At 67.1% G+C, this 24240-nt stretch carries 23 protein-coding genes; 14 read left to right on the plus strand and 9 right to left on the minus strand.

Annotation, left to right across the window (positions count from 1 at the left end; genetic code table 11):
* Positions 1-23 precede the first annotated feature (23 nt).
* The 6 genes from ACG02S_RS12810 (at position 24) to ACG02S_RS12835 (ending at position 6983) form a co-directional block, all read left to right on the plus strand.
* Entirely contained in the window at positions 24-1670 is a 1647-nt protein-coding gene (locus ACG02S_RS12810) for a 3-(methylthio)propionyl-CoA ligase (RefSeq protein WP_394470852.1), read from the plus strand.
* Positions 1671-1724: 54 nt separating this feature from the next.
* A complete protein-coding gene (locus ACG02S_RS12815; RefSeq protein ID WP_394470853.1) occupies positions 1725-2978 on the plus strand; it encodes a branched-chain amino acid ABC transporter substrate-binding protein in 1254 nt (417 codons plus the stop codon).
* A gap of 197 nt (positions 2979-3175) precedes the next feature.
* Positions 3176-4135, plus strand: coding sequence for a branched-chain amino acid ABC transporter permease (locus tag ACG02S_RS12820; RefSeq protein WP_394471146.1), 960 nt, complete (start codon positions 3176-3178; stop codon positions 4133-4135).
* Position 4136: 1 nt separating this feature from the next.
* Positions 4137-5435 (plus strand): branched-chain amino acid ABC transporter permease, encoded by a 1299-nt coding sequence (locus ACG02S_RS12825; protein ID WP_394470854.1) that lies wholly within the window; start codon positions 4137-4139, stop codon positions 5433-5435.
* Entirely contained in the window at positions 5432-6193 is a 762-nt protein-coding gene (locus ACG02S_RS12830; RefSeq protein ID WP_394470855.1) for an ABC transporter ATP-binding protein, read from the plus strand. The genes ACG02S_RS12825 and ACG02S_RS12830 overlap by 4 nt, the downstream gene beginning before the upstream one ends.
* 94 nt (positions 6194-6287) lie before the next feature.
* The gene (locus tag ACG02S_RS12835; RefSeq protein WP_394471147.1) at positions 6288-6983 is read left to right on the plus strand and encodes an ABC transporter ATP-binding protein; all 696 of its coding nucleotides are present in this window, start codon (positions 6288-6290) and stop codon (positions 6981-6983) included.
* Here the strand turns inward: ACG02S_RS12835 and ACG02S_RS12840 are convergent.
* On the minus strand, positions 6953-7504 hold the full coding sequence (locus ACG02S_RS12840) for a diguanylate cyclase domain-containing protein (RefSeq protein ID WP_394470856.1): 552 nt from the start codon (positions 7502-7504) through the stop codon (positions 6953-6955). The genes ACG02S_RS12835 and ACG02S_RS12840 overlap by 31 nt on opposite strands.
* A gap of 168 nt (positions 7505-7672) precedes the next feature.
* On the opposite strand from ACG02S_RS12840, the gene ACG02S_RS12845 reads away from it, so the two are divergent.
* The 4 genes from ACG02S_RS12845 (at position 7673) to ACG02S_RS12860 (ending at position 11614) form a co-directional block, all read left to right on the plus strand.
* Positions 7673-8227, plus strand: coding sequence for an ECF-type sigma factor (locus ACG02S_RS12845; protein WP_394470857.1), 555 nt, complete (start codon positions 7673-7675; stop codon positions 8225-8227).
* Positions 8228-8231: 4 nt separating this feature from the next.
* Positions 8232-10964 carry a protein kinase domain-containing protein gene (locus tag ACG02S_RS12850; RefSeq protein ID WP_394470858.1) on the plus strand — a complete coding sequence of 911 codons (2733 nt, stop codon included), beginning with the start codon at positions 8232-8234 and terminating at the stop codon, positions 10962-10964.
* Entirely contained in the window at positions 10964-11356 is a 393-nt protein-coding gene (locus ACG02S_RS12855) for a hypothetical protein (RefSeq protein ID WP_394470859.1), read from the plus strand. Before ACG02S_RS12850 ends, ACG02S_RS12855 begins: the two co-directional genes overlap by 1 nt.
* Positions 11357-11458: 102 nt before the next feature.
* Positions 11459-11614, plus strand: a complete 156-nt coding sequence (locus ACG02S_RS12860) for a hypothetical protein (protein WP_394470860.1) — start codon at positions 11459-11461, stop codon at positions 11612-11614.
* 77 nt (positions 11615-11691) lie between these two features.
* On the opposite strand, the gene ACG02S_RS12865 is transcribed toward ACG02S_RS12860, so the two are convergent.
* Both ACG02S_RS12865 and ACG02S_RS12870 read right to left on the minus strand, forming a co-directional pair.
* The gene (locus ACG02S_RS12865) at positions 11692-12543 is read right to left on the minus strand and encodes a J domain-containing protein (protein WP_394470861.1); all 852 of its coding nucleotides are present in this window, start codon (positions 12541-12543) and stop codon (positions 11692-11694) included.
* 73 nt (positions 12544-12616) lie between these two features.
* Positions 12617-14806, minus strand: coding sequence for a sodium-translocating pyrophosphatase (locus ACG02S_RS12870; RefSeq protein ID WP_394470862.1), 2190 nt, complete (start codon positions 14804-14806; stop codon positions 12617-12619).
* 147 nt (positions 14807-14953) lie between these two features.
* Between ACG02S_RS12870 and ppa the strand changes: the two genes are divergently transcribed.
* On the plus strand, positions 14954-15490 hold the full coding sequence (gene ppa, locus ACG02S_RS12875) for an inorganic diphosphatase (RefSeq protein WP_394470863.1): 537 nt from the start codon (positions 14954-14956) through the stop codon (positions 15488-15490).
* 64 nt (positions 15491-15554) lie between these two features.
* On the opposite strand, the gene ACG02S_RS12880 is transcribed toward ppa, so the two are convergent.
* Positions 15555-16694, minus strand: coding sequence for a GNAT family N-acetyltransferase (locus ACG02S_RS12880; protein WP_394470864.1), 1140 nt, complete (start codon positions 16692-16694; stop codon positions 15555-15557).
* A 121-nt stretch (positions 16695-16815) separates the two neighbouring features.
* On the opposite strand from ACG02S_RS12880, the gene ACG02S_RS12885 reads away from it, so the two are divergent.
* Both ACG02S_RS12885 and ACG02S_RS12890 read left to right on the plus strand, forming a co-directional pair.
* Complete coding sequence (locus ACG02S_RS12885; protein ID WP_394470865.1) at positions 16816-18810, plus strand: NAD(+) synthase; 1995 nt, start codon at positions 16816-16818, stop codon at positions 18808-18810.
* A gap of 33 nt (positions 18811-18843) precedes the next feature.
* Positions 18844-19182, plus strand: a complete 339-nt coding sequence (locus ACG02S_RS12890) for a P-II family nitrogen regulator (protein ID WP_310324535.1) — start codon at positions 18844-18846, stop codon at positions 19180-19182.
* 148 nt (positions 19183-19330) lie between these two features.
* On the opposite strand, the gene ACG02S_RS12895 is transcribed toward ACG02S_RS12890, so the two are convergent.
* Genes ACG02S_RS12895 through ACG02S_RS12915 form a run of 5 tightly spaced genes read right to left on the minus strand, consistent with a single transcriptional unit; the run spans position 19331 to position 22112 of the window.
* Positions 19331-19708, minus strand: coding sequence for a diacylglycerol kinase (locus ACG02S_RS12895; RefSeq protein WP_394470866.1), 378 nt, complete (start codon positions 19706-19708; stop codon positions 19331-19333).
* Positions 19705-20208 (minus strand): RDD family protein, encoded by a 504-nt coding sequence (locus ACG02S_RS12900; RefSeq protein ID WP_394470867.1) that lies wholly within the window; start codon positions 20206-20208, stop codon positions 19705-19707. Before ACG02S_RS12900 ends, ACG02S_RS12895 begins: the two co-directional genes overlap by 4 nt.
* Entirely contained in the window at positions 20205-21038 is an 834-nt protein-coding gene (locus tag ACG02S_RS12905; protein ID WP_394470868.1) for a DUF3106 domain-containing protein, read from the minus strand. The genes ACG02S_RS12900 and ACG02S_RS12905 overlap by 4 nt, the downstream gene beginning before the upstream one ends.
* Before the next feature lie 4 nt (positions 21039-21042).
* On the minus strand, positions 21043-21501 hold the full coding sequence (locus ACG02S_RS12910; protein ID WP_394470869.1) for a DUF3619 family protein: 459 nt from the start codon (positions 21499-21501) through the stop codon (positions 21043-21045).
* 44 nt (positions 21502-21545) lie between these two features.
* Positions 21546-22112, minus strand: coding sequence for an RNA polymerase sigma factor (locus tag ACG02S_RS12915; RefSeq protein WP_394470870.1), 567 nt, complete (start codon positions 22110-22112; stop codon positions 21546-21548).
* A 229-nt stretch (positions 22113-22341) separates the two neighbouring features.
* Between ACG02S_RS12915 and ACG02S_RS12920 the strand changes: the two genes are divergently transcribed.
* Positions 22342-24123 (plus strand): acetolactate synthase 3 catalytic subunit, encoded by a 1782-nt coding sequence (locus ACG02S_RS12920; RefSeq protein WP_394470871.1) that lies wholly within the window; start codon positions 22342-22344, stop codon positions 24121-24123.
* Positions 24124-24240: the final 117 nt, after the last annotated feature.

Below are 24240 nucleotides of genomic sequence, written 5' to 3' on the forward strand. Positions count from 1 at the left end.
GATAACACGGCCAGGAGACAAGCATGGCATTGATGGGCCGGATGATGTCGGACCCGTTGCTGATCTCGTCGTTGCTGACGCACGCCGAGCGGCATTCCGGCGATACCGAGATCGTCAGCAAGCGGGTCGAGGGCGACCTGCATCGCAGCAACTGGCGCGAGGTGGCGCGGCGCTCGCGCCAGGCCGCGCAGGCGTTTGCGCGACTGGGCTGCCAGCCCGGGGACCGCGTCGCCACGTTGGCCTGGAACGGCCATCGGCACTTGGAGATCTACTACGGCGCTTCGGGTTCGGGCTTGGTCTGCCACACGATCAACCCGCGGCTGTTCCCCGAGCAGATCGTCTGGATCGCCGATGACGCCGAGGACCGCGTCCTTTGTTTCGACGCGACATTCCTGCCGCTGGTCGAGAAGCTCGCGCCGCTGATGAAGACGGTGCGGCACTTCGTGCTGATGACTTCGCGCGCCCACATGCCGGCCGCCACAGCCATTCCCGACCTGCTGTGCTTCGACGACCTGCTGGCCGCTGAAGATGGCGACTACGCGTGGCCGCGGCTCGACGAGCACACCGCATCCAGCATCTGCTACACGTCGGGCACCACGGGCAACCCCAAAGGCGCCGTCTACAGCCACCGCTCGACCGTGCTGCATGCCTATGCGTCGGCGCTGCCGGATGCGATGGACTGCGGCAGCCGCGACGTCGTGCTGCCGGTCGTGCCAATGTTCCACGTCAACGCGTGGGGCCTGCCGTACAGCGCGGCGCTGGTGGGCTTCAAGCTGGTGCTGCCCGGGCCGCACCTGGACGGCAAGAGCCTGTATGAGCTGTTCGAGGGCGAACAGGTCACCTTCAGCGCCGGCGTGCCCACCGTGTGGCTGGGCTTGCTGAACTACGTGAAGGCGGGCGGCCTGAAGTTCTCCAGCTTCAAGCGCACCGTCATCGGCGGCGCGGCCTGCCCGCCGGCGATGATGAAGTCTCTGCAGGACGATTTCGGCATCGAGGTCATCCATGCCTGGGGCATGACGGAGATGTCGCCGCTGGGCACGCTGTCCAAGCTGACGACGCGCCAGCTGCGCCTGCCGGCCGACCAGCAGCAGCGGCTGCTGGAGAAGCAGGGCCGCGTCATCTACGGCGTGGACATGGCCATCATCGACGACGATGGCCGCTCGCTGCCGTGGGACGGTATGTCAGCCGGCAACCTGGTCGTGCGTGGCCACTGGGTCATCAGCCAGTACTTCAAGCAGGACGGCTCGCCGCTGGTCAGCGTGGACGGCGAGCCCGGCTGGTTCCCGACCGGTGACGTGGCCACCATCGACGCCGACGGCTTCATGCAGATCACCGATCGCAGCAAGGACGTCATCAAGTCCGGCGGTGAGTGGATCTCGTCCATCGACCTGGAGAACATCGCGATGGCCCACCCAGCGGTGTTTGAGGCGGCCGTCATCGCGGCGCGCCACCCGAAGTGGGACGAGCGCCCGCTGCTGGTGGTCGTCAAGAAGCCCGATGCGACGGTCACCCGCGAAGAACTGCTGGCCTTCTACGATGGCCGCATCGCCAAGTGGCAGGTGCCGGATGACGTCGTGTTCGTCGCCGAAATCCCGCACACCGCCACCGGCAAGATCCAGAAGCTGAAGCTGCGCGACCAGCTCAAGGACCACCGGCTGCCCACGACCTGAGCGCCGGGCGCTGAGCCTACATTCCCGTTCCCATCACAACCACAGGAGACAAGCATGTTCGACTTCATTTCGGCCCGCTTTCCGTTGCGCACCTTGACGGCTGCCGCCGCGCTGGCGCTTGCCGCGAGCGGCGCGCACGCGCAGAAGGGTGAGACCGTCAAGCTCGCCTACATCGACGCGCTGTCCGGCCTGATGGGCCCGGTGGGACAGAACCAGGTCAAGACCTTCCAGTTCCTCGGCGAGAAATACAACCAGAGCAACCCCGCCGGCGTGAAGTTCGAGGTCGTGCCCTTCGACAACAAGCTGAGCCCCGCGGAGTCGCTGAACCTGCTGAAGGCCGCGGCCGACCAGGGCATCCGCTACGTCATGCAGGGCAACGGTTCCAGCGTCGCGCTGGCGCTGACCGATGCGATCCAGAAGCACAACGACCGCAACCCCGGCAAGGAGATCGTCTACCTGAACTACTCGGCGGTGGACCCCGACCTGACCAACAGCAAGTGCAGCTACTGGCACTTCCGCTTCGATGCGGACACTTCCATGAAGATGGAAGCGATGTCGTCCTTCATCAAGGACCAGCCGGACGTCAAGAAGGTCTTCCTGCTGAACCAGAACTACGCTCACGGCCACCAGGTCGCCAAGTACGCCAAGGAGACCCTGGCGCGCAAGCGCCCGGACATCCAGGTCGTCGGCGAGGACCTGCACCCGCTGGCGTCGGTGCGTGACTTTGCGCCTTACGTCGCCAAGATCAAGGCCAGCGGTGCCGACACGGTCATCACCGGCAACTGGGGCTCCGACCTGGCGCTGCTGGTCAAGGCCGCCAATGAGGCGGGCTACAACGGCAAGTTCTTTACCTACTACACCGGCGTAACGGGCACGCCGACCGCGCTGGGGCAGGGCGGTGCGGGCCGCGTGTACCAAGTGGCCTACAGCCACTACAACATGGGTGGTGACGCGCAGAAGCTGGCCGAGGAGTACAACAAGCGCTTCAGCGACGACATGTACACGCTCAGCATCCAGCACATCTACACGATGCTGAGCCAGGCCATGGCCAACGCCAAGTCCACCGACCCGGTGAAGGTCGCCAAGGCGCTGGAAGGCCTGACGGTCAAGAGCTTCAACGGCGACGTGACCATGCGCAAGAGCGACCACCAGCTGCAGCAGCCGCTGTTCATCTCGGTGTGGCAGAAGGCCGATGCGAAGTTCCCGTACAGCCCTGAGAAGACGGGCATGACGCTGGCGCCGGTGAAGCAGTACGACAGCTACGTGTCGTCGACCCCCACCTCCTGCCAGATGAAGCGGCCGGGCTAAGCCGTCTTGCTGATGCGCGGGCCAATCTTGGGTCTGCAGTGCTCACAGCACGTAGGTGCGGTTCCGCGCTTCGACCCAACCTGGGTCCGCTCGCGACGCAATCCGGCTCTGCCCGGCGCGTGGTTTCTTGAGGGGCGGTTTTGGATCAAGTCTTCATCAACCTGCTGAACGGTCTGTCGTCCGGCCTGCTGCTGTTCATGCTCAGCTCAGGCCTCACGCTGATTTTCAGCATGATGGGTGTGCTGAATTTCGCGCACGCCAGCTTCTACATGGTGGGCGCATATGTCGCCTACTCGCTCGTCGGCATCGTGGGCTTCTGGGCGGCGCTGCTCCTGGCGCCGCTGGCCGTGGGCGTGCTGGGCGCGGGCTTCGAACGGCTGGCGTTGCGCCGGGTGCACAAGTTCGGCCATGTGCCCGAGCTGCTGATCACGTTCGGCGCGTCTTACGTGATCCTGGAACTGGTGCAGCTGATATGGGGCCGCACGGCTGTGCCGTTCACGCCGCCGCCGGAGCTGCAGGGATCCGCCTTCACCATCATTTCGCATCCGCTCGAAGGCCTGTCGCTGGCGCTGGGCAAGGCGTCGCCCGAGATGTGCGCGGGGGCGATGTGCTCCAACTTCCCGCTCACCAAGGTCTTCATGATGGCCGTGGCGCTGCTGATGCTGGTGGCGCTGTGGCTGCTGCTGACGCGCACCCGCGTGGGCCTGGTCATCCAGGCGTCCCTCACCCACCCCGAGATGGTGGAGGCGCTGGGTCACAACGTGCCGCGTGTGCTGATGCTGGTGTTCGGCAGCGGCTGCGCGCTGGCCGGGCTGGCCGGAGTGGTGGGCGGCATCACCTTCGTGACCGAGCCCAATATGGCGGCCTTCATCGGCGCCATCATCTTCGTCGTCGTCGTGGTGGGCGGCATCGGCTCGCTGGCCGGCGCCTTCGTGGGCTCCATCGTCGTGGGCCTGCTGCAGACGCTGCCGCTGACCATCAACGGCTCGCTGGCGACGCTGCTGAATCGCTTCGGCGCCGGTGTCACGCCCGACACGCTGGGCTACCCGCTGCTGCGCCTGACGATGGCCGAGGTCGCGCCCATCCTGCCCTACCTGCTGATGGTGCTGATCCTGATCTTCCGGCCCAAGGGCCTGCTTGGAACCCGCGAAGACTGACATGAGCCGCGCCAAGGAATTCCACTTCAAGCCGCTCAACGTCGGGCGCTGGATCGTCTGGGGTCTGTTCGCCGTCATCCTGTTCGTCGCACCGCGCATCTGGACCAGCGGCCTCGCGCAGACCATGCTGACGCAGATGGGCATCGGCATCATTGCCTGCTTGGCCTACAACATGCTGCTGGGCCAGGGGGGCATGCTGAGCTTCGGCCACGCGGTCTACAGCGGCATGGGCGCCTTCCTGGCCATCCACGCGCTGAACAGGGTCGGCGCCGGTACGTTGGACATCCCGGTCAGCCTGGTGCCGTTGATCGGCGGCCTGGCCGGCATGCTGTGTGCGGTGTTCCTCGGCTATGTGTCGACCAAGAAGGCCGGCACGCCGTTCGCAATGATCACGCTGGGCATCGGCGAGCTGGTGTTCGCGCTGGCGCTGATGCTGCCGGAGTTTTCGGGCGGCGAGGGTGGCGTGTCCAGCAACCGCGTCATCGGCGAGCCGGTCATAGGCATCACGTTCGGCCCGCAGATCCAGGTCTACTACCTCGTCGCGGTGTACTGCTTCATCTGCACGGCGCTGATGTTTGCGCTGACGCGCACGCCGTTGGGGCGCATGCTGAACGCGGTACGCGACAACCCCGAGCGCGTCGAGTTCATCGGCTACGACACGCACTGGGTGCGCTTCCTGGTGTTCGTCATCTCCGGCTTCTTCGCCGGCATCGCAGGTGGCCTGGGTGCCATCAACACCGAAATCGTCAACGGCGGCGACGTGCTGCATGCGGCGCGCTCCGGGGCCTACCTGCTGTTCACGTTTCTGGGGGGCGCGATGTTCTTCTTCGGCCCCATCATCGGCGCGGTGCTGATGGTGCTGTGCAGCGTGCTGCTGTCGGAGCTGACCAAGGCATGGCTGCTGTACCTGGGACTGCTCTTCCTGTTCATGGTCATGTATGCGCCGGGTGGCTTCGCCAGCCTGATCCTGATGAACCTGCGCGTGGCGGCCTTTGGCAAGCTGGGCCGCATCTGGACGTCCTACCTGGGCCTGGCCGGCGCCGCGCTGGCCGCGCTGGCCGGTGCGGCGGCCATGATCGAGATGCTGTACCACCGCCAGCTCAATGAGGCGCTGGGGCCGGAGCTGCGCTTCATGGGCGCGACACTGGACAGCTCGGGCCTGGATGCGTGGTTCGGTGCCGGCTTCCTGATCGTCGTGGGCAGCGCGCTGTTCGAGCTGGCGCGCCGGCACTACGTGCACCAGTGGGGCGAGATCCAGGAAGAGATCGAGAGAGAGATCAAACGACGGGAGGCGCTGTGAGCAGCTTCGCGCTTGAGTTGCGCGACGTGCGCAAGAGCTTCGGCAAGAGCGAGATCATCCGCGGCGCCAACCTGGCCGTGCAGGCCGGTGAGCGTGTGGCCATCATCGGCCCCAACGGCGCAGGCAAGAGCACGCTGTTCAACCTGATCAGCGGGCGCTTTGCGCCGACCTCGGGCGAGATCCACCTGCACGGCCAGCGCATCGACGGCAAGAAGCCCTTCGAGATCAACCGACTGGGCTTGTCGCGCAGCTTCCAGGTCTCCAACCTGTTCACGCGGTTGTCGGTGTTCGAGAACATCCGCTGCGCCGTGCTGTGGAGCCTGGGCCACCGCTATGCGTTCTGGAAGTTCCTGGCCGACCTGGACGACGCCAACGATCGCGCCGAACAGATCCTGGAGATGATCAAGCTCGACAAGCGCCGCGACGTGCTGGCAATGAACCTCACCTATGCCGAGGCGCGGGCGCTGGAGATCGGCATCACCATCGCCGGCGGCTCCAGCGTCATCCTGCTGGACGAGCCCACGGCCGGCATGAGCAAGAGCGAGACCCAGCGGTTCATCCAACTGATCCGCGACGTGACGGTGGGCAAGACGTTGCTGACCGTGGAGCACGACATGGGCGTCGTCTTTGGCCTGGCCGACAAGATCGCCGTGCTGGTGTACGGCGAGGTCATCGCCTTCGACACGCCGGACGCGGTGCGTGCGAACGCGCGCGTCCAGGAAGCCTATCTGGGCTCCGTTCTCGCCGAGGTTCATTGATGCCCCCACGTTCACTTCGTTCACTGCCCTCCGAGGGGGCGCGCGCCGCCTTTGGGGCGGCCCGGCAGGAGGCGCACGCATGAGCCAGGGACGCATCCTCAAGCTGGACAACGTCCACGCCTTCTACGGCAAGAGCCACGTGCTGCACGGCGTCAGCCTGCAGGTGAACCCGGGCGAGATCGTCAGCCTGCTGGGCCGCAACGGCGCTGGCCGTTCGACGATGGTGAAGACCATCATGGGCCAGGTGGACGCCAAGGGCTCGGTGAAGTTCGGTGACGAGGAGCTGGTGGGTCGCAAGGCCTACGAGATCGCGCATCTGGGCATCGGCTACGTGCCCGAGAACCGCGACATCTTCCCGAAGCTCACCGTGCACCAGAATCTGATGCTGGGCGAGAAGACACGCAACAAGAAGCCGCGCTGGAGCTTCGACGACATGTACCGCATGTTCCCGCGGCTCAAGGAGCGCCAGCACACGGAAGCCGGCGTTCTGTCCGGCGGCGAGCAGCAGATGCTCACACTCTGCCGCACGCTGATGGGCGACCCCGACCTCATCATGATCGACGAGCCCACCGAGGGCCTGGCGCCCAAGATCGTCGAGCTGGTGGCCGAGTACTTGAAGGAGCTGCGGCGGCGCGGCATCGCCGTGCTGTTGGTGGAGCAGAAGCTGGCCATCGCGCTGGAGATCTCCGAGCGCTGCTACGTGATGGGCCACGGCCGCATCGTCTTCGAAGGCACGCCCGCCGACCTGCGCGGCAATGCCTACATCCGCAAGGAGTGGCTGGAGGTCTGAACCAGCCGTGCCATCGTGCTGGCCGCCATGCAGCTGTGGCGCGCGTGTTCGACCAGTTCGGTGCCGCTGTGGCCCGCGTCCGGGAAGGTGGCGGCGCCCAGGTGCAGTTCGGCGTGCATCTGCAGGCCGTCCACGCCGTAGCTGCCCTTCAGCGCCTGCAGCAGCCGGGCCTGCACCAGGGCCGCCTCCACACGGCCCACCAGCGGCAGCACGACGGCGAAGCCGTCTTCGCCCACCCGCATGACCTCGTCACTGCCGCGCACGCGGTTGCGCAGGCGCCGGCTCAATGCCTGCATCATGGCCTCGCGCGTGGCCTGCGGGCAGTCGCTGCCGGCGCGCGCATGCAATTGCGCCTCTATCCAGATCACCGACAGCGGGGCGCTCTGGCGCCGGCAGCGCAGGAGCTGCCGTGACACCTGCTGGCCCAGCGCCTGGGGCGAGTCCAGCCGCAGGATGTCGGTGAAAGGGATGGGGCGGTGGCCCGGCGGCGCCGCGTCGGACAGCCGTTGGGTCTCGGACATGCGGATCTCCTGGTGGTCGTTGACGAGGGCCGTCTGCAGGTCCCTCAACAAGCTGAACGCAGCCCCGCGCCCGGACCCGACATCGCGTTCCATTTTTTTTGTTCGCCAGTCAGCCTGCCGGCGACTTGGCGTCGCTGCCGGCGGGTCAACTGCCGCTAGAGTGCGCGCGTGTCTGACATCACCCAACTGCTGCAGGCCGCCCAGGCGGGCGACACCGGCGCCGCTGACCAAGTGGTGGCGCAGCTGTACGCCGACCTGCGCCGCATCGCTCACCGCCACATGCGCAGCGCCGGCGACCTGACGCTGCTGGACACCACGGGCCTGGTGCACGAAGCCTGGCTGCGGCTGCGCGACAAGCAGGGCAGGGATTTCCCGGATCGGCGCCACTTCCTCGGCTATGCCGCCCAGGCCATGCGCTCCATCGTCATCGACCTGGTGCGGGCGCGCCAGGCTGAGCGACGCGGCGGCGGCCAGCAACACCTGACACTGAACACCGCCATTGCCGACATGACGCCGCAGGGCGACGAGGCCGTGCTGCGGGTGCACGAGGCGCTGGACGAATTGGCCAGCCTGGAGCCGCGGCTGGCGCAGGTGGTGGAGATGCGCTATTTCGCCGGCCTGCTGGAGACCGAGATCGCGCTGGCGCTGGGCGTCACCGAACGCACCGTGCAGCGCGACTGGCAGAAGGCCAGGCTGTTCCTGTCCATGGCGCTTCAGGGCTAGCACGATGGACGAGCTGGACAAGCAGCGCTGGTTGGCCCTGAGCCCGTTGCTCGACGAGTTGCTGGACCTGGAGCCCGACGCGCGGCAGCAGCGGCTGGCTCAGCTGCAGGCCGACGACCCCGACACCGCCGCCGACCTGCAGCGCCTGCTGGCGCGTGCGCAAGACCTGGAACAGCAGTGCTTCCTGAGCCAGCCGGTCGTCGCCCAATGGGACGAGGCGCTGGCCGCGCTGCCCGGCGACCCGGCGTCGGCCACCGATTTCGCCGGCCAGTCCATCGGCCCCTACACGCTGGAGCGCCAGCTGGGGCAGGGCGGCATGGGCAGCGTGTGGCTGGCGCGCCGTGCCGACGGCCGCTTCGAGGGTCATGTCGCGGTCAAGTTCCTGATGTCCGGACTGCTGGGCCGCGGCGACGCGGGTCGTTTCGCGCGCGAGGGCGAGATCCTGGCGCGCCTGTCGCACCCGCACATCGCGCGGCTGCTGGACGCTGGCGTGCACCAGGCCAGCCAGCCCTACCTGGTGCTGGAGTACGTCGACGGCCAGCCCATCGACGTCTACTGCCGCGAGCACCAGCTGGGCATCGAGGCGCGCGTGCGCCTGTTCCTGGACGTGCTCGGCGCCGTGGCGCACGCGCACGCGCGGCTGATCCTGCACCGTGACCTGAAGCCCAGCAACATCCTCGTGACGGCCGACGGCGACGTGAAGCTGCTGGACTTCGGCATCGCCAAGCTGCTGGCCGATGCCACGCAGGCCAGCCAGGGCGCGGCCGCCACCGAGCTGACGCAGCGCGCCGGCAGCGCCTTCACGCCGCAGTTCGCCGCGCCCGAGCAGGTGCAGCAGGCCGACGTGACGACCGCCACCGACGTCTACGCGCTGGGCGTGCTGCTGTACCTGCTGCTGGGCGGCCACCACCCGACGGCGGACGACACGCAGACCCAGCTGGACCGGCTGAAGGCTGTCGTCGAGCTGGTGCCCAAGCGACTGTCAGACGTTGCCGCCGACCAGGCTGACACCGTCGTTGCCGACCAGGCCCGGCAACTGCGCGGCGACCTGGACACCATTGTCGCCAAGGCGCTGAAGAAGGCGCCGGCCGAGCGCTACGCCAACGCACAGGCGCTGGCCGAGGACCTGCAGCGCTGGCTGGACCACGAGCCCATCCGTGCGCGGCCGGACAGCCGGCTGTATGTGCTGGGGCGCTTCGTGCGAAGGCACCGGCTGGCGGTGGCGGCAGGCTCGCTGGCCATCCTGGCGTTGGTGAGCCTGACGGCGACCAGCGTGCTGCAGGCGCAGCGTGCGGCGCAGGCCGAGCGGCAGGCGCAGGCGCGGCGCCAGCAGGCGGAGGATTTGCTGAGCTACATGCTGGGCGACTTTGCCGACAAGCTGCGGCCCATCGGTCGGCTGGAATTGTTGGACAACGTCGGCACCAAGTCGCTGGACTTCCTGGCCGAAGATCCGCACGCCGGCCCGGTCGCGCGGCTGCAGCGCGCCAAGGCGCTGACGGTCATCGGCGAGGTGCGCGTGTCCAAGCGCGAGCTGGATGCTGCGGTCGAACCGCTGACGGCGGCGAACGCGCTGCTGCAGGGCGATCCGCCCAGGCCAGAGATGCTGGCGGATTGGCGCAAAGCGCAAGGGCAGGCGGCGTTCTGGCTGGGGCATGTGGCGTACACGCAGCGTCGGTTTGGGCCTGCCGCTGAGGCTCTGGGGCGGTACCGGGAGGTCAGCCAGAAGTGGGTGATGGCTGATCCCGTCAGCCTTGATGCTCAGGTGGAGTTGGCTTACGCGGACAACAACCTGGGCACGCTGATGCTGGACCAGGGGCAACTGGCGGATGCACAGGTGCGGTTCGAGCAGGCGACCACCGTCATGGAAAAGGTGTTGCTGCAGCGGCAGGACGATGCCAATCTACGATCAGAATGGGCGGTTTCCTTGAGCTGGCTCGGCTCCACTCTGGTCCAGCGGGGACGGCATGCACACGCTGAGTTGGTGTTCCGCCGCGCTCTTGCTCATGCTGAAACCCTGTTGGCCCGGCATCCTGCGGATCAGGCTTGGCAAGAGGATCTGGGCGACAACGCGCGCGCTTTGGCCGACGTGCTCGCGCGGGTTGGGCGGTTCGACGAGGCGCGGGGCTTCGCCGCCCAGTCCGTGCGAGCCTTTCGGGCATTGACCCATCTCGATCCGCGCAACCGCACTTGGGCGTTCAGCTTGATCCGCGGGGAGGTCACGCGACTGGGCAGCGGCCCGGTCCCGACATCTCGAAGCACAGGCGAGTTGTTAAGTCGCCTGGCGGCGCTGGAGTCGGGAAGGACGCCGGCGCCGCGATGGCATCCTTTGCGAGCAGAGCTTGTAGGGTTGCATGCCCGTGCGCTTCTTGCTCAGGGCGACAGGGCCGCCGCGCTGGCGAGTGTGGAGCAGCCGCTAATGCTGATGCAAGCTGACAGGGCAAAGGCTCCCACTGACCTCAGAACAGCGACCGCGTTGCTTCAGTTGTCGTTGTTGCACGCCGCCGACCTGACCGAGGACCTGACGCTTCGTCGCCAGCGTTGCGAGAAGCTGCTGGAGACCTTGGAATCCGCTCCTTTGATGTCGCTGATGCGCGTGCATGCAGGCTTGACTCGGATCGCGGCTGACCTTCAACGGTGTTTGCAACGACCGACCGAGGCGTCGTCGCTGCAACAGTGGCTTGACACCCAAGCTCAACTTTTACCCCTTCCCCTCACCACTGAACCAGGAGTCCATTGATGGCCACGAAAACCCAACCAACCAACATCTTCTACGTCAAGGCCGTGCCAGACAAGGATGACCCACAGCGAGCGAAGTGCACCTTCTTCACCGACTTCGACTGCAAGTACAAGGTCAAGCCTCCACTGTCCATTCCCCAGTCGGCCGGTGAAGCCGTATTTGTACACGCACCCTCCGCCGCGAACTGGCTGCTGGTCGGGGCGGTGGCTGATCGTGTGGATACCACCATCGTCGACCCCAGCTTCCTGCCTGCTACCTTCAATCAGGTTTCCATTCCCATGCCTCGAACCGAGGTCATCACCCAGGGCGTACTCCTGATCTTCTCCAGCCAGGGCACGACGACGCAACTCTTTTCGAGCGCGGATCCGGTTATCCGGAACAACGATGCCTGATCAACCGGGCCTCAGCTCAGCCCGAGGCCCGTCAGCGTCTGATCCGCTTCCTCAAAGAAGCCGCCGTCAGCCTCGCATCGCCGCCCACGCTCTCAGCCCTAAATGAACTTGTTCAAGCAATTGGTTGCAATGGTCACGAAGCCTACTTCGCAGCGAAGCGAGACATCCGGCGGAGCAAGTGCGGCAATGCGTTTGCTGGCTCCTTCGGAAGTCGCTGCAGTGGCGGGTGGCCCGATCATCAAGAACAACGACGTCTGAGCATGCGCGCATCAGCCGCAGGTCCGGCCTGGGGCTGATGCAAGCGGACGTTTGAATCGTCGTCCGGTCGTGTGGTATCAGCCTAGACCGAGCCCGGTAACCCGCTGATACCGCTTGCGCAGGAAATCCGCCGCCAGCCTCGCATCGCCGCCCACGCGTTCGCCGATGTAGAGCTCCTGGCGGCGCTCCGCGATCTGCGCGCGCAACCGCGCCGCCATGATGTCCAGCGGGCGCATGCCGCCGGTCTCCGCGCGTTCGATGGCGACGCGCAGCTGGTGCATCTGCAGGTTCTGCATCATCAGCGTCTGCGCCTGCACGACCCGGATGCGGCCCTGAACCAGGTGCTCGCAAAGGCCCAGCCACGCGCGCACTGCGTCGGCGGGGCCGCCGATGACCTTCTCGGGCAGTTCGCCCGCGGCCAGCAGCAGGCTTTCCAGCTTGCTGCGCTCGCCGTTCTCGTAGGCCTCGTTGACGGCCATCATGCGCTGCTCGCAGACCTCGCGGTCCGGGCCGGGCGGCGCCAGGTCGGGGTGGAAGCGCTTGGCCGCGCGACGGTACAGCGTCTTCAGCGTGGGCGGCGGCAGGTCCATCGTCGGGCCGGTGGGCTCAGGCGGCAGCGGCGTGGCGGCGGGCAGGGCGGGCACGTCGGGCCAGGCCTTGGCGCGCGGGGCGGCCGGCATGGGGGCGTCCACGCCCTGACGCTTCAGTGCGTCTGACAGCAGCGTGGTGGCCTGCAGCAGCTGGGCCTCCAGCTCGTCCAGCTCGCGCATCAGCGAGCCTAACGCCTCCAGGTAGCGCAGGCGAAAGCCCAGCAGCTTGGCGCGAATGCCGTCGTGGTCGGCCTCCAGCGCGGCCAGGTAGCGCTGCAGGTCCTGCAGTTGCTCGCGCCGCCGCGTCATTTCGTGCCGTGTGACTTCCATGCTCGCCATGGCCGTCATTCTGCCGTGACCGCCCATGAAAAACGGCCCGCGAGCGGGCCGTCTGACCGGTGTTTACCAGGCTTTACTGCGATGCCGCGGAGGCCGGCAGCTCGGCCAGGCTGGCCGCCGACGCCACCGGCTCGGCTGCGGCGGTGACAGCCGGAGCCGCCGCCTGCGTGGGCGAGGGCGCCTGGCTGCCGGCACTCATCGGCAGAATGGGCACGATCAGCAGCGCGACGATGTTGATGATCTTGATCAACGGGTTCACGGCCGGGCCGGCTGTGTCCTTGTACGGATCGCCCACGGTGTCGCCGGTGACGGCGGCTTTGTGCGCCTCGCCGCCCTTGCGGTGCACCACGCCCTTGTCGTCCTTGAAGCCTTCTTCGATGAGCTTCTTGGCGTTGTCCCAGGCGCCGCCGCCGGTGCACATGGAGATGCCGACGAAGAGGCCCGTGACGATGGTGCCCATCAGCAGGCCGCCCAGCGCCGCCGGGCCCAGCACCAGGCCCACGATGATGGGCGCGACGACCGGCAGTAGCGACGGCACGATCATTTCCTTGATGGCGGCCGTGGTCAGCATGTCGACCGCGGCGCTGTAGTCCGGCTTGCGCTGGCCAGCCATGATGGCGCCGTCGGCGAACTGCTTGCGCACCTCCACGACGACGGCACCCGCCGCGCGGCCCACCGCCTCCATGGCCATGGCACCGAACAGGTAGGGAATCAGCCCCCCGAGGAACAGTCCCAGGATGACCTTGTGGTCCGACAGGTCGAACACGACGTGCATGCCGCGCGCTTCCAGCGCATGCGTGTAGTCGGCAAACAGCACCAGCGCGGCCAGGCCGGCGGAGCCGATGGCGTAGCCTTTGGTGACGGCCTTGGTGGTGTTGCCCACGGCATCCAGCGGGTCGGTGACGTCACGCACGGCCGCGGGCAGTTCGGCCATTTCGGCGATGCCGCCGGCGTTGTCGGTGATGGGGCCGTAGGCGTCCAGCGCGACGACGATGCCGGCCATGCTCAGCATGCTGGTGGCCGCGACGGCGATGCCGTACAGCCCCGCCAGCGCGTAAGCCGACCAGATGGCCGCACAGACGAACAGCACCGGCCAGGCGGTCGACTTCATCGACACGCCCAGGCCCGCGATGACGTTCGTGCCGTGGCCGGTGGTGGAGGCCTGCGCGACGTGCTGCACCGGGTGGTACTGCGTGCCGGTGTAGTACTCGGTGATCCAGACCATCGCCGCCGTCAGCACCAGGCCCACCGTGCAGGCGCCGAACAGCGCCATCGCGCTGGTGGTCGCGCCGCCGGCCAGTTGCACCTCGCCGGGGAACATCGCACGCGTCACGAAGAAGAACGCGATCAGGCTCAGCACGCCGGCCACGATCAGGCCCTTGTACAGCGCCGGCATCACGTTCTTCATGCCGTCGCTGGCCTTGACGAACAGGCAGCCGATGATGGAGGCAATGATGGAGACGCCGCCGAGTGCGAGCGGGTAGATGACACCGGCCGCGGCCGAGTCGCCGATTACCATCAACGCGCCCAGCGCCATCGCGGCGATCAGCGTCACCGCGTAGGTCTCGAACAGGTCGGCGGCCATGCCGGCGCAGTCGCCGACGTTGTCGCCCACGTTGTCGGCAATCACCGCCGGGTTGCGCGGGTCGTCCTCGGGGATGCCAGCCTCCACCTTGCCCACCAGGTCGGCACCCACGTCGGCGCCCTTGGTGAAGATGCCGCCGCCCAGGCGGGCGAAGATGGAGATCAACGACGAGCCGAAGGCCAGGCCCAGCATGGGCTTCAGCGCCGCGCTGTCATGTCCGCCGCCGATGGCGAGGTAGAAGCCGCCCACGCCCAGCAGGCCCAGGCCCACGACCAGCATGCCGGTGATGGCGCCGCCCTTGAAGGCCACGTCCAGCGCCGGGCCGATGCCTTTCGTCGCGGCCTGCGCGGTGCGCACGTTGGCACGCACCGAGATGTTCATGCCGATGAAGCCGCAGATGCCCGACAGCACCGCGCCGATGACGAAGCCCACGGCTGTCGTGATGCCCAGGCCCGGCACCACCGCGATGGCGATGGCCAGCACGACGCCCACGATGGCGATGGTGCGGTACTGCCGGCCCAGGTAGGCCGCCGCGCCTTGCTGGATCGCCAGTGCGATTTCCTGCATGCGGGCATTGCCCGCGTCCTGGCTCAGGATCCAGCTGCGCTGGATGAACCCGTAAACAACGGCCGCGAGGCCACAAGCCAGCGCGAAATACAGCGCCATTTCCGTCGACATGTATACGTCTCCTCTTTAGCGTGTGAACCGGTTACCCCCCGGTACGGGGCATTCGCGGCGGAGCTTAAGTGCGGGCCTCGTCGTGTCAGGGCAGCGTTTACCAGCAAACCTAGAATGCGGGTTTTCCAGCCCCTAAGAACGACGACCATGAGCCTGCACAACGTGTCCCCCGGCGCCAAGGCGCCCGACGAGTTCAACGTCATCATCGAGATCCCGATGAATGCCGACCCGATCAAGTACGAGGTCGACAAGGACAGCGGCGCGCTGTTCGTGGATCGCTTCCTGACCACGCCGATGTACTACCCGTGCAACTACGGGTACATCCCCAAGACGCTGGCTGACGACGGCGACCCGGTGGACGTGCTGGTCATCACGCCGTTCGCGCTGTCGCCCGGCGTCGTCGTGACTTGCCGTCCGCTGGGCGTGCTGATGATGGACGACGAAGCGGGGGGCGACGCCAAGCTGCTGGCTGTGCCCACCAACAAGATCCTGCCCATGTACAGCCACTGGGAAAAGATCGAGGACGTGAACCAGATGCGCCTGAAGGCCATCCAGCATTTCTTCGAGCACTACAAGGACCTGGAGCCCAACAAGTGGGTCAAGGTCAAGGGCTGGGAAGGCCCGGAGAAGGCCAAGTCGGAAATCTCCGAAGGCATGGCGAACTACCTCGCCGCCCAGAAGTAAGCGGCCTTCCGCCCTGCTCACGAAGACGCCGCATCTGCGGCGTCTTTTGCTTGCGCCAGTCCGATTACGTGACTTTGTAGGGCGCGTGTTCGTTGAGTTCGCTCAGATAGCCCGTCATGGCCTCGCCCTCTCGCGCGAGGAAGTCGTTCACTGCATCGGAGAACGCTGGATGCGCCAGCCAGTGGCTGGACGCGGTGGGGGTGGGCATCAGCCCGCGCGCCATCTTGTGTTCGCCTTGCGCACCGCCTTCGAAGCGCTGGTAGCCGTGGGCGATGCACCAGGCCAGCGGCTGGTAGTAGCAGGCGTCGAAGTGCAGGTGGGGGACGTGCGCGGTCGCTCCCCAGTAGCGGCCAAAGGCGGCACGGCGTTCGGGGTCCAGCGCGATCAGCGATGTGGCCACGCGATCGTCGCCACATCGCGCGGTGAACATCAGCCAGTGCTCGGGCATGTCGGCGGCCATGCGCGCGAAGAAGTCACGGCTCAGGTAGGGCGTGCTGTGGTGTTCGCGGTAGGTCTGCTGGTAGCAGCGGTAGAAGTAGTCCCAGTCATCCGGCGTGATGTCGCGGCCTTGGCGCGCTTCGAAGACGACGCCCGCCTCGCGCACGCGGCGCTGCTCCTGCTGGATCTTCTTGCGCTTGTCGCGCTGCAGCCGTGCCAGGAAGCCGGCGAAGTCCACGTCGCCCTCGGCCGTCCAGTGGAACTGCACGCCGGATCGCGCCGTGCAGCCAGCGTCGGCCAGCGCGGCCTGGTCGGCCGCGTCGCCGAACAGCACATGCAGCGACGACGCCCCGGTCTCCCTCGCCAGCGCGCGCAGCGCCTGGGACAGCATCGCTCGCGCGTCATCGTCCACGGCCAGCAGACGGCTGCCCGGCACCGGCGTGAACGGCACGGCCACCAGCAGCTTGGGGTAGTAGCTCAGGCCGTGGCGGCGGTAGGCGTCGGCCCAGGCCCAGTCGAACACGTACTCGCCGTAGCTGTGCGACTTCAGCCAGGCCGGGCAGGCCGCCAGCAGCCGGTCCTCGTCCCACACGCCCAGGAACATCGGTTGCCAGCCGGTGTCGGCCGTGGCCGAGCCCGAGTCGTGCAGAGCCTGCAGGTACTCGTGGCGCATGAAGGGCGTGGGCTGGGGCGACGCGGCCAGCAAGCGGTTCCACGCCTCGCGGGGCAGCGCAGCGGGCGAATCGTCGACGCGGAGGAGGGGCATGGCGTGTATTGGAAAGGCATTGGGCATTCACGCCGAAAGGCCAGGGCTTCTCATTGAAAAACGTCGGGCCGTGTGCCCGGCGCGCCGCGCGCGGCGCCGCTTGATGGCAGGATGCTGCCCCATGCGTTTCGACAACCTCTACAGCCATGATTTCGCCCGCCTCGCCGTGGGCGTGCCGATGTGCCGCGTCGCCGATCCGGCGTTCAATGCCGAGCAGACGATCGCGTTGCTGAAGCAGGCGGCGGCCGAGGGTGCCGCCGTCGTGGCGTTTCCGGAGCTGGGCCTGTCCGCCTACAGCTGCGATGACCTGTTCCACCAGCGTGCGCTGCTGGATGCTTGCGAGGTGGCGCTCGCCACCGTGGGGGCGGCGACGCAAGACCTGCCCATCGTCGCCATCGTGGGCTTGCCGCTGCGCGTCGAGCAGCGCCTGTTCAACTGCGCCGTGGTGCTGCTGCGCGGTCGGTTCCTGGGCGTCGTGCCCAAGACCTTTTTGCCGAACTACGGCGAGTTCTACGAGGCGCGCCAGTTCTGCTCGGGCGAGGAGGCGACCGTCGACACGGTCACGTTGCTGGGCCAGCGCGTGCCGTTCGGCAGCCACCAGGTCTTCACGGCCGACGACCTGCCGCTGCTGCGCCTGCACGTCGAGATTTGCGAAGACGTGTGGACGCCGATCCCGCCCTCGTCGTTCGCTGCGCTGGCCGGGGCCACCGTGCTGGTCAACCTGTCGGCATCCAACGTCGTCATCGGCAAGGCCGGCTACCGACGCCAGCTGGTGTCGCAGCAGTCGGCGCGCTGCCTGGCGGCCTATGTCTATTCATCGGCGGGCGCTGGCGAGTCGACGACCGACCTGGCCTGGGACGGGCAGGCCCTCATCAGCGAGAACGGCGAGCTGCTCGTCGAGTCCGAGCGCTTCCAGCGCCGGTCGCAACTCGTCACTGCGGACGTGGACCTGGAGCGCCTGGCCCGCGAGCGCATGCGGCAGACGAGCTTCGGCGACTCCGTGCGGATGCACGCTGCCTATGTGAGTGCATTTCGGCACGTGGGCTTCCAACTGGGCCTGGACCGCGGCCAGCCACTCGCGCTGCGCCGCCGCGTCGAGCGCTTCCCCTACGTGCCGGCGGACCTCAGTCGCCGCGACGAGCGCTGTGAGGAGGTCTACAACATCCAGGTTCAGGGCCTGACGCAGCGGCTGGCGTCCAGCGGCATCCACAAGCTCGTCGTCGGCATCTCGGGCGGTCTCGATTCCACGCATGCGCTGCTCGTCGCAGCCCGCGCGATGGACGCGCTGGGCCTGCCGCGCACGAACATCATCGGCGTGACCATGCCGGGCTTCGCCACCGGCGAGCGCACCCGCCAGCAGGCGCAGCGGCTGATGGCCGCCGTGGGTTGCGACGCGCGAGAGATCGACATCCGGCCCAGTTGCAAGCAGATGCTGCGGGACATCGGCCACCCGCACCGCGACGAGCAACCGGTCTACGACGTCACCTTCGAGAACGTGCAGGCCGGCGAGCGCACCAGCCATTTGTTCCGCCTGGCCAACCTGTCGGGCGGGCTGGTGCTGGGCACGGGCGACCTGTCCGAACTGGCGCTGGGCTGGTGCACTTACGGCGTGGGCGACCACATGTCGCACTACAACGTGAACGCCAGCGTGCCCAAGACGCTGATCCAGCATCTGGTGCGCTGGGTGGCCGAGACCCATCAACTGGGTGAGAGCACCGATACGCAGGTGCTGCTGGACATCCTCGACACCGAGATCAGCCCCGAGCTGATCCCGGGTAGCCTGCAGAGCACCGAGGCGACCGTCGGCACCTACGCGTTGCAGGACTTCAACCTGTTCTACACGCTGCGTCATGGCTACGCGCCGGCCAAGATCGCCTTCCTGGCCCGCCATGCGTGGAGCGACGTGTATTCACTCGCGGAGATCAAGCGCGTGCTGCGCATCTTCGTGCAGCGTTTCTTCAAGGGCAGCCAGTTCAAGCGCAGCTGCGTGCCGAACGCGCCCAAGGTCGGCAGCGGCGGCTCGTTGTCACCGCGTGGCGACTGGCGCGCGCCCAGTGATTCCGAGGCCATCGTGTGGCTCGCCGACCTCGACCGGGTGCCGGACGAACGTGCTTAAATCGACGCCAAACGGAACCAGGAGCCTCGCGCCATGAAGCAAATCACCGCCATCATCAAACCCTTCAAGCTCGACGAGGTCCGCGAGGCACTGGCCGAAGTGGGCGCCTCGGGCCTGACGGTCACGGAGGTCAAGGGCTTCGGCCGCCAGAAGGGCCACACTGAGCTGTATCGTGGCGCCGAATACGTCGTCGACTTCCTGCCCAAGGTCAAGGTGGAGGTGGTCGTGAAGGACGACGAGGTGGACCGCTGCATAGACGCCATCCTGAAAGCCGCCAAGACCGGCAAGATCGGCGACGGCAAAATCTTCGTGCAGACGGTCGAGCAAGTCGTGCGCATCCGCACCGGCGAGACGGACGAAGCCGCGGTCTGATGTGCCCCTCGCCCAGTTGCGCGCGCTGACCGCTGCGCAACTGATCGGGCTCCCGAGGGGGCGGCGATGCTCGCGGCATCGAGCCGCGAGCACATCGCCCTATGGGCCGGCTTGGGAGCGGCCCGGCGCTCGGCCCGATGGCGGCGTCTCAGCGCAGGTGCTGCCATACGGCAGCACCCCAGATGCCCGCGGTCAGCAGCAGCGCCATCAGTACGGCGGCGCTGGCGATGTCCTTGGCACGCTTGGACAGCTCATGCCGCTCGAAGGAGACGCGGTCCACCACCGCCTCGATCGCCGAGTTCAGCAGCTCGACGATCAGCAGCAACACCAGCGAGCCCAGCAGCAGCGCGATCTGCACCCAGCCCTGGCCTACCCAGAATGCCAGCGGCGCGCCGACGACGCACAGCCAGGTTTCCTGCCGGAAGGCGCTTTCGCCGGTGTAGGCGGCCTTCAGCCCGGCCCATGAGTAGCCCGCGGCGTGGATGACGCGATCCAGGCCGGTGCGGCCCTTGTGGGGGTTGGTCATGGGCGCTGTGGCAACTGGGTGATGACGCGCGACCCGGCGAGGAGGTCGTGCGGCAATTGTCTTTGCGGATGCAGGCGTGCCGTCAGCAGATAGATCAGCATCCAGCCTGCCAGGCCGGCCGCCAGCAGTCCGCCACGCAGGCCGACCATCCACAGGCTGAGGCCCGGCAGCACCCACAGCCAGCTGAACACATAGCGCGCCAGCGCGCGGCCCAGCCGCAGGGGCTGGCCGTGACGGTCCACCACGCGCAGGTGCCAGGTCTTCAGCGCCAGCGTCTGGCCGGTGCGGGTCCAGAAATACAGGAAGTAAGCGGCCGGCACCGCGAAGGCGAATACATAGCCCGGCAGGCCGAACAGCGCATCCTTCTGGCGCGTCAGCACCACGTAGAGGAAGCAGGCAAAGAACAGCACCGCGAACAGCAGCACGCCTTCGTAGACGAAGGCGGCAAAGCGCCGCGCCAGGCCCGCGGGCGGCGCGGGCATCGGGGCGGTGGCGTTCATCGACGCGGCGCGGACGCAGCTGGCGTCTTCTTCAGCGGCAGCAGCGTGTGCGGGTCCAGCAGACTGGGGTCGACCAGCCGGGGTGGCGGGTTTCTCAGATGCGCGGGCTGGGCCAGATCGCGCGTGATCAGCACCGTGGTTGCGCCAGGCTTGGCCTGAACCAGGATGCTGGTCACCAGCGCCGGCGTGACCACGGTCGGCGTGGGCGGGGCGTCGGAAGCGCGCGGCGTCACGCGGGGCCTGGCGGCCCGCGCGGGCGCTTCGGCCAGCGCCTGGCGCCGGGCCATGGCTTTCTCGGCGAGCACGCGCCGCTCCTCGGCGGGCAATGCCTGGTAGGCCTCCCAGCGCGCCTGCCGCTGTTCGGGCGTCAGCTGCCTGGACACCTGAAAGCTGATGCGGGCGTTCAGCCGCTCCGAACCGCTGAGCATCGTCCAGTCACGGATGCGGTCATGCACGCGCTTGATTTCCTCGCCGGACATCGTCGCCAGCGTGGGCGTGGCGCTGAGCCACTTGCTGCGCTGCGTGTCGGAGATCTCGGGCCAGTCCCGCTCCAGCGGCGCCAGCAGCGCTTGCTGCTTCGCCGACAGCTCGCGCCAACTGGCGGGCGGCACGCTGAGCGCGCTTGGGGTGATGGGCTTCGTCAGGGGGCGTTGCCTGCCGTCCGTGCGCGGCGGCTGCACCGGCGGCGGCGCGCTGACCGCCTGCTCCGGCGGGGGCGGGGGCTCGTCTGCGGCCTGCGCAAAAGCAGAAAGCCCTGTTGCGCTGAGCAGCAGGGCGATGGAGAGACGGAAGAAGGCGGGCAGCGTGAACGCGGCTCGGGTCATGCGCATCCGGTCATTCTTCCGCATCTCTCAGGAATTCGGAGAAGCCAGGGTCGGTGAACGCCGCCGGGGGCAGGCTGTCGCTGAGCAAGGCGGTATCCACCTCGGCCGCAGCAGCAATCTGTTCGTTCTCCTGACCCATCGCCATCAGCAGCAGCCCGGCCGCCAACAGCAGCAGCGGCAGCGCGGACATCAGCATGGACCACAGGCCCGCGCCGCCGGGGTTCGGGCCGGCAGGCCCCGTCATCGAGCCGCCGTTGCCGCCGCTACCGCCGAGCGCGAGCGTTGCGCCCAGCTGAACCGCGGCAGGGCTGATGACGGCGGTGGCTGCCGCCGTCGCAGCCGCGCGGGCCTGTGCGGCGCGTGCAAGTGCATGCTCACGCGCGAACCGCAGACGCTCGGACACGTCGTGAGGCAAGGCCGCATTGCGTTCGGTCAGGGCCACGCCCACACGGGCGCCGAAGCGGGCCATGCGTGCTTCCAGCTCATCAGCAGGCGAAAAAGAATTTGATGGCTTCATAGCGTGATCCCCTTGGCCTTGAGTGCCTTCGCCAATGCATGAACTGCCCGGGAGCAATGCGTTTTCACGCTGCCCTCCGAGCACCCCATGGCGGCAGCCGTCTCGGCAACATCCAGTTCCTCCCAGTAACGCAGCAGGAAGGCTTCCCGTTGACGTGCGGGCAGCTCCTGCACCTGGGCATCGATCTGCTGCAAGATCTGAGCCCGGCCGACCTCATCGGCCGCGCTCAACGCGCCCAGCGCGCCGTCTCGTGTCTCCAGGATCTCCAGCAGGTCGAAGTCGCCGTCGGCGTCCGCGCCCTCGAAGTCCGACATGTTGGTCATGACCGCATTGCGTGTCTTCTGGCGACGGAAGTGATCCATCGTCGCGTTGGACAGGATGCGCTGGAACAACAGCGGCAGCTCCGCCGCCGGGCGGTCGAAGTAGTTTTCGGCCAGCTTGATCATGGCGTCCTGCACGATGTCCAGCGCCGCGTCGTCGTCACGGACGACATAGGCGGTGCGCTTGAAGGCACGCCGGTCCACGCTGCGCAGGAAATCGTTGAGTTCTTTGTCTGTGGCCAAGGCTCTGTCGGCGGTCCAAAGGGCGCGCGGATTATGGCATTCGTCTCATACGAAGGCTGACGCGTTTTCGCCCGGCATAATGCTGCTTCGCACCAAGAAGTATGGTCTCTCAGTGGCCGCCCTACAGGGGCGTCATCTGTTGATCGCGCAGGTTCCGAATCCGCCTCACGAGGGCGAGAAGAGGGGCACCAATGGTTTTTCGTTAGAGAAATTCACAGAGGTTCTAAAAATGGACATGTCTGCCGCGGAAATGAAGCGCGCCGCCCTGGCGCAGCCGCAATCCCCCTCCCAAACACCGACGGAGCTCAATGGCTCCGAGATCCTCGTTCGCTGCCTGCAGGCCGAAGGGGTGCGTCATCTCTGGGGCTATCCCGGTGGCGCGGTGCTCTACATCTACGACGCGCTCTACAAGCAGAACAGCATCCAGCACGTGCTGGTTCGCCATGAGCAGGCCGCCGTCCATGCAGCAGACGGCTTCGCCCGCGCGAGCGGTGAAGTCGGTGTCGCGCTGGTCACTTCGGGCCCGGGTGTGACGAATGCCGTGACCGGCATCGCGACCGCCTACATGGACTCGATCCCGATGGTCATCATCACGGGTCAGGTGCCGAGCGCGGCCATCGGTCTGGATGCGTTCCAGGAGTGCGATACGGTCGGCATCACGCGCCCCATCGTCAAGCACAACTTCCTCGTGAAGGACGTACGCGACCTGGCGACGACGCTGAAGAAGGCCTTCCACATCGCCCGCACCGGCCGTCCCGGCCCGGTCGTCGTGGACATTCCGAAGGACGTGTCGCTGGCGCGCACGACCTTCAGCTACCCCGACCGCGTCGAGATGCGGTCCTACAACCCGGCGCGCAAGGGCCACAGCGGCCAGATCCGCAAGGCCGTGCAGCTGCTGCTGCAGGCCAAGCGGCCCTACATCTACACGGGCGGCGGCGTCATCCTCGGTGAGGCCACGGCCGAATTGCGCCAGCTGGTCGACCTGCTGGGCTTCCCCTGCACGAACACGCTGATGGGTCTGGGCGCCATGCCCGGCACCGACCCGCGCTTCCTGGGCATGCTGGGCATGCATGGCACCTACGAGGCCAACATGACCATGCAGCACTGCGACGTGCTGCTGGCCGTGGGCGCGCGCTTCGACGACCGCGTCATCGGCAACCCCAAGCACTTTGGCTCGGTCGAACGCAAGATCATCCACGTCGACATTGATCCGTCGTCGATCTCCAAGCGGGTGCGCGTCGACATCCCCATCGTGGGTGACGTGAAGGACGTGCTGCAGGAACTGATCGCGCAGCTGAAGGAGCTGCAGGCCAAGCCGGACGCGAACGCCGTCAACGGTTGGTGGAACCAGATCAACGAGTGGCGCCGCAAGGACTGCCTGGTCTTCAAGAACTCTGACGAAGTCATCAAGCCGCAGATGGTGGTCGACACGCTGTGGAAGCTGACCCGCGAGCGCGATACCTACATCACGTCCGACGTCGGCCAGCACCAGATGTGGGCCGCGCAGTACTACAAGTTCGACGAGCCGCGGCGCTGGATCAACTCTGGCGGCCTGGGCACGATGGGCGTGGGCCTGCCTTATGCGATGGGCATCAAGCTGGCCAAGCCGGAGGCGGACGTGTTCTGCATCACTGGCGAGGGCAGCATCCAGATGTGCATCCAGGAGCTGTCGACCTGCTTCCAGTACAAGACGCCGGTCAAGATCGTTTCGCTAAACAACCGCTACCTGGGCATGGTGCGCCAGTGGCAGCAACTCGACTACGAGGGCCGCTACTCGCACAGCTACATGGACGCGCTGCCCGACTTCGTGAAGCTCGCAGAGGCCTACGGCCACGTGGGCATCCTGGTCGAGAAGCCCTCGGACGTGGAGCCGGCGCTGAAGGAGGCGATGCGGCTCAAGGACCGCACGGTCTTCCTCGACATCCGTACCGATCCGACCGAGAACGTCTGGCCCATGGTCAAGGCGGGCAAGGGCATTTCGGAGATGCTGCTGGGGTCGGAAGACCTGTGAGCGCGTGAAGCCGGCGGTTTTGGCGAGGGTTGCCGTCCTCGTCGAGGCTGGCGGTGGACCGCGCATACAGCCGACCAGCCACTCCCTCTTTTTTGAATCGAACCCGCTGCCAAGGCC

Source organism: Pelomonas dachongensis (assembly GCF_043555865.1).
GTDB classification, from domain to species: domain Bacteria; phylum Pseudomonadota; class Gammaproteobacteria; order Burkholderiales; family Burkholderiaceae_C; genus Pelomonas; species Pelomonas dachongensis.

Bases quoted from the DNA above. Each gene is read 5' to 3' on its own strand.
- ACG02S_RS12815 (WP_394470853.1), top strand. From the start codon at position 1,725: ATGTTCGACTTCATTTCGGCCCGCTTTCCGTTGCGCACCTTGACGGCT.
- ACG02S_RS12905 (WP_394470868.1), bottom strand. From the start codon at position 21,038: ATGCGCATGACCCGAGCCGCGTTCACGCTGCCCGCCTTCTTCCGTCTC.
- ACG02S_RS12910 (WP_394470869.1), bottom strand. From the start codon at position 21,501: ATGGCCCGCTTCGGCGCCCGTGTGGGCGTGGCCCTGACCGAACGCAAT.
- ACG02S_RS12855 (WP_394470859.1), top strand. From the start codon at position 10,964: ATGGCCACGAAAACCCAACCAACCAACATCTTCTACGTCAAGGCCGTG.
- ACG02S_RS12840 (WP_394470856.1), bottom strand. From the start codon at position 7,504: ATGTCCGAGACCCAACGGCTGTCCGACGCGGCGCCGCCGGGCCACCGC.
- ACG02S_RS12825 (WP_394470854.1), top strand. From the start codon at position 4,137: ATGAGCCGCGCCAAGGAATTCCACTTCAAGCCGCTCAACGTCGGGCGC.
- ACG02S_RS12870 (WP_394470862.1), bottom strand. From the start codon at position 14,806: ATGTCGACGGAAATGGCGCTGTATTTCGCGCTGGCTTGTGGCCTCGCG.
- ACG02S_RS12900 (WP_394470867.1), bottom strand. From the start codon at position 20,208: ATGAACGCCACCGCCCCGATGCCCGCGCCGCCCGCGGGCCTGGCGCGG.
- ACG02S_RS12920 (WP_394470871.1), top strand. From the start codon at position 22,342: ATGGACATGTCTGCCGCGGAAATGAAGCGCGCCGCCCTGGCGCAGCCG.
- ACG02S_RS12850 (WP_394470858.1), top strand. From the start codon at position 8,232: ATGGACGAGCTGGACAAGCAGCGCTGGTTGGCCCTGAGCCCGTTGCTC.
- ACG02S_RS12880 (WP_394470864.1), bottom strand. From the start codon at position 16,694: ATGCCCCTCCTCCGCGTCGACGATTCGCCCGCTGCGCTGCCCCGCGAG.
- ACG02S_RS12860 (WP_394470860.1), top strand. From the start codon at position 11,459: ATGAACTTGTTCAAGCAATTGGTTGCAATGGTCACGAAGCCTACTTCG.
- ACG02S_RS12865 (WP_394470861.1), bottom strand. From the start codon at position 12,543: ATGGCGAGCATGGAAGTCACACGGCACGAAATGACGCGGCGGCGCGAG.
- ACG02S_RS12895 (WP_394470866.1), bottom strand. From the start codon at position 19,708: ATGACCAACCCCCACAAGGGCCGCACCGGCCTGGATCGCGTCATCCAC.
- ACG02S_RS12890 (WP_310324535.1), top strand. From the start codon at position 18,844: ATGAAGCAAATCACCGCCATCATCAAACCCTTCAAGCTCGACGAGGTC.
- ACG02S_RS12810 (WP_394470852.1), top strand. From the start codon at position 24: ATGGCATTGATGGGCCGGATGATGTCGGACCCGTTGCTGATCTCGTCG.
- ACG02S_RS12820 (WP_394471146.1), top strand. From the start codon at position 3,176: ATGCTCAGCTCAGGCCTCACGCTGATTTTCAGCATGATGGGTGTGCTG.
- ACG02S_RS12885 (WP_394470865.1), top strand. From the start codon at position 16,816: ATGCGTTTCGACAACCTCTACAGCCATGATTTCGCCCGCCTCGCCGTG.
- ppa (WP_394470863.1), top strand. From the start codon at position 14,954: ATGAGCCTGCACAACGTGTCCCCCGGCGCCAAGGCGCCCGACGAGTTC.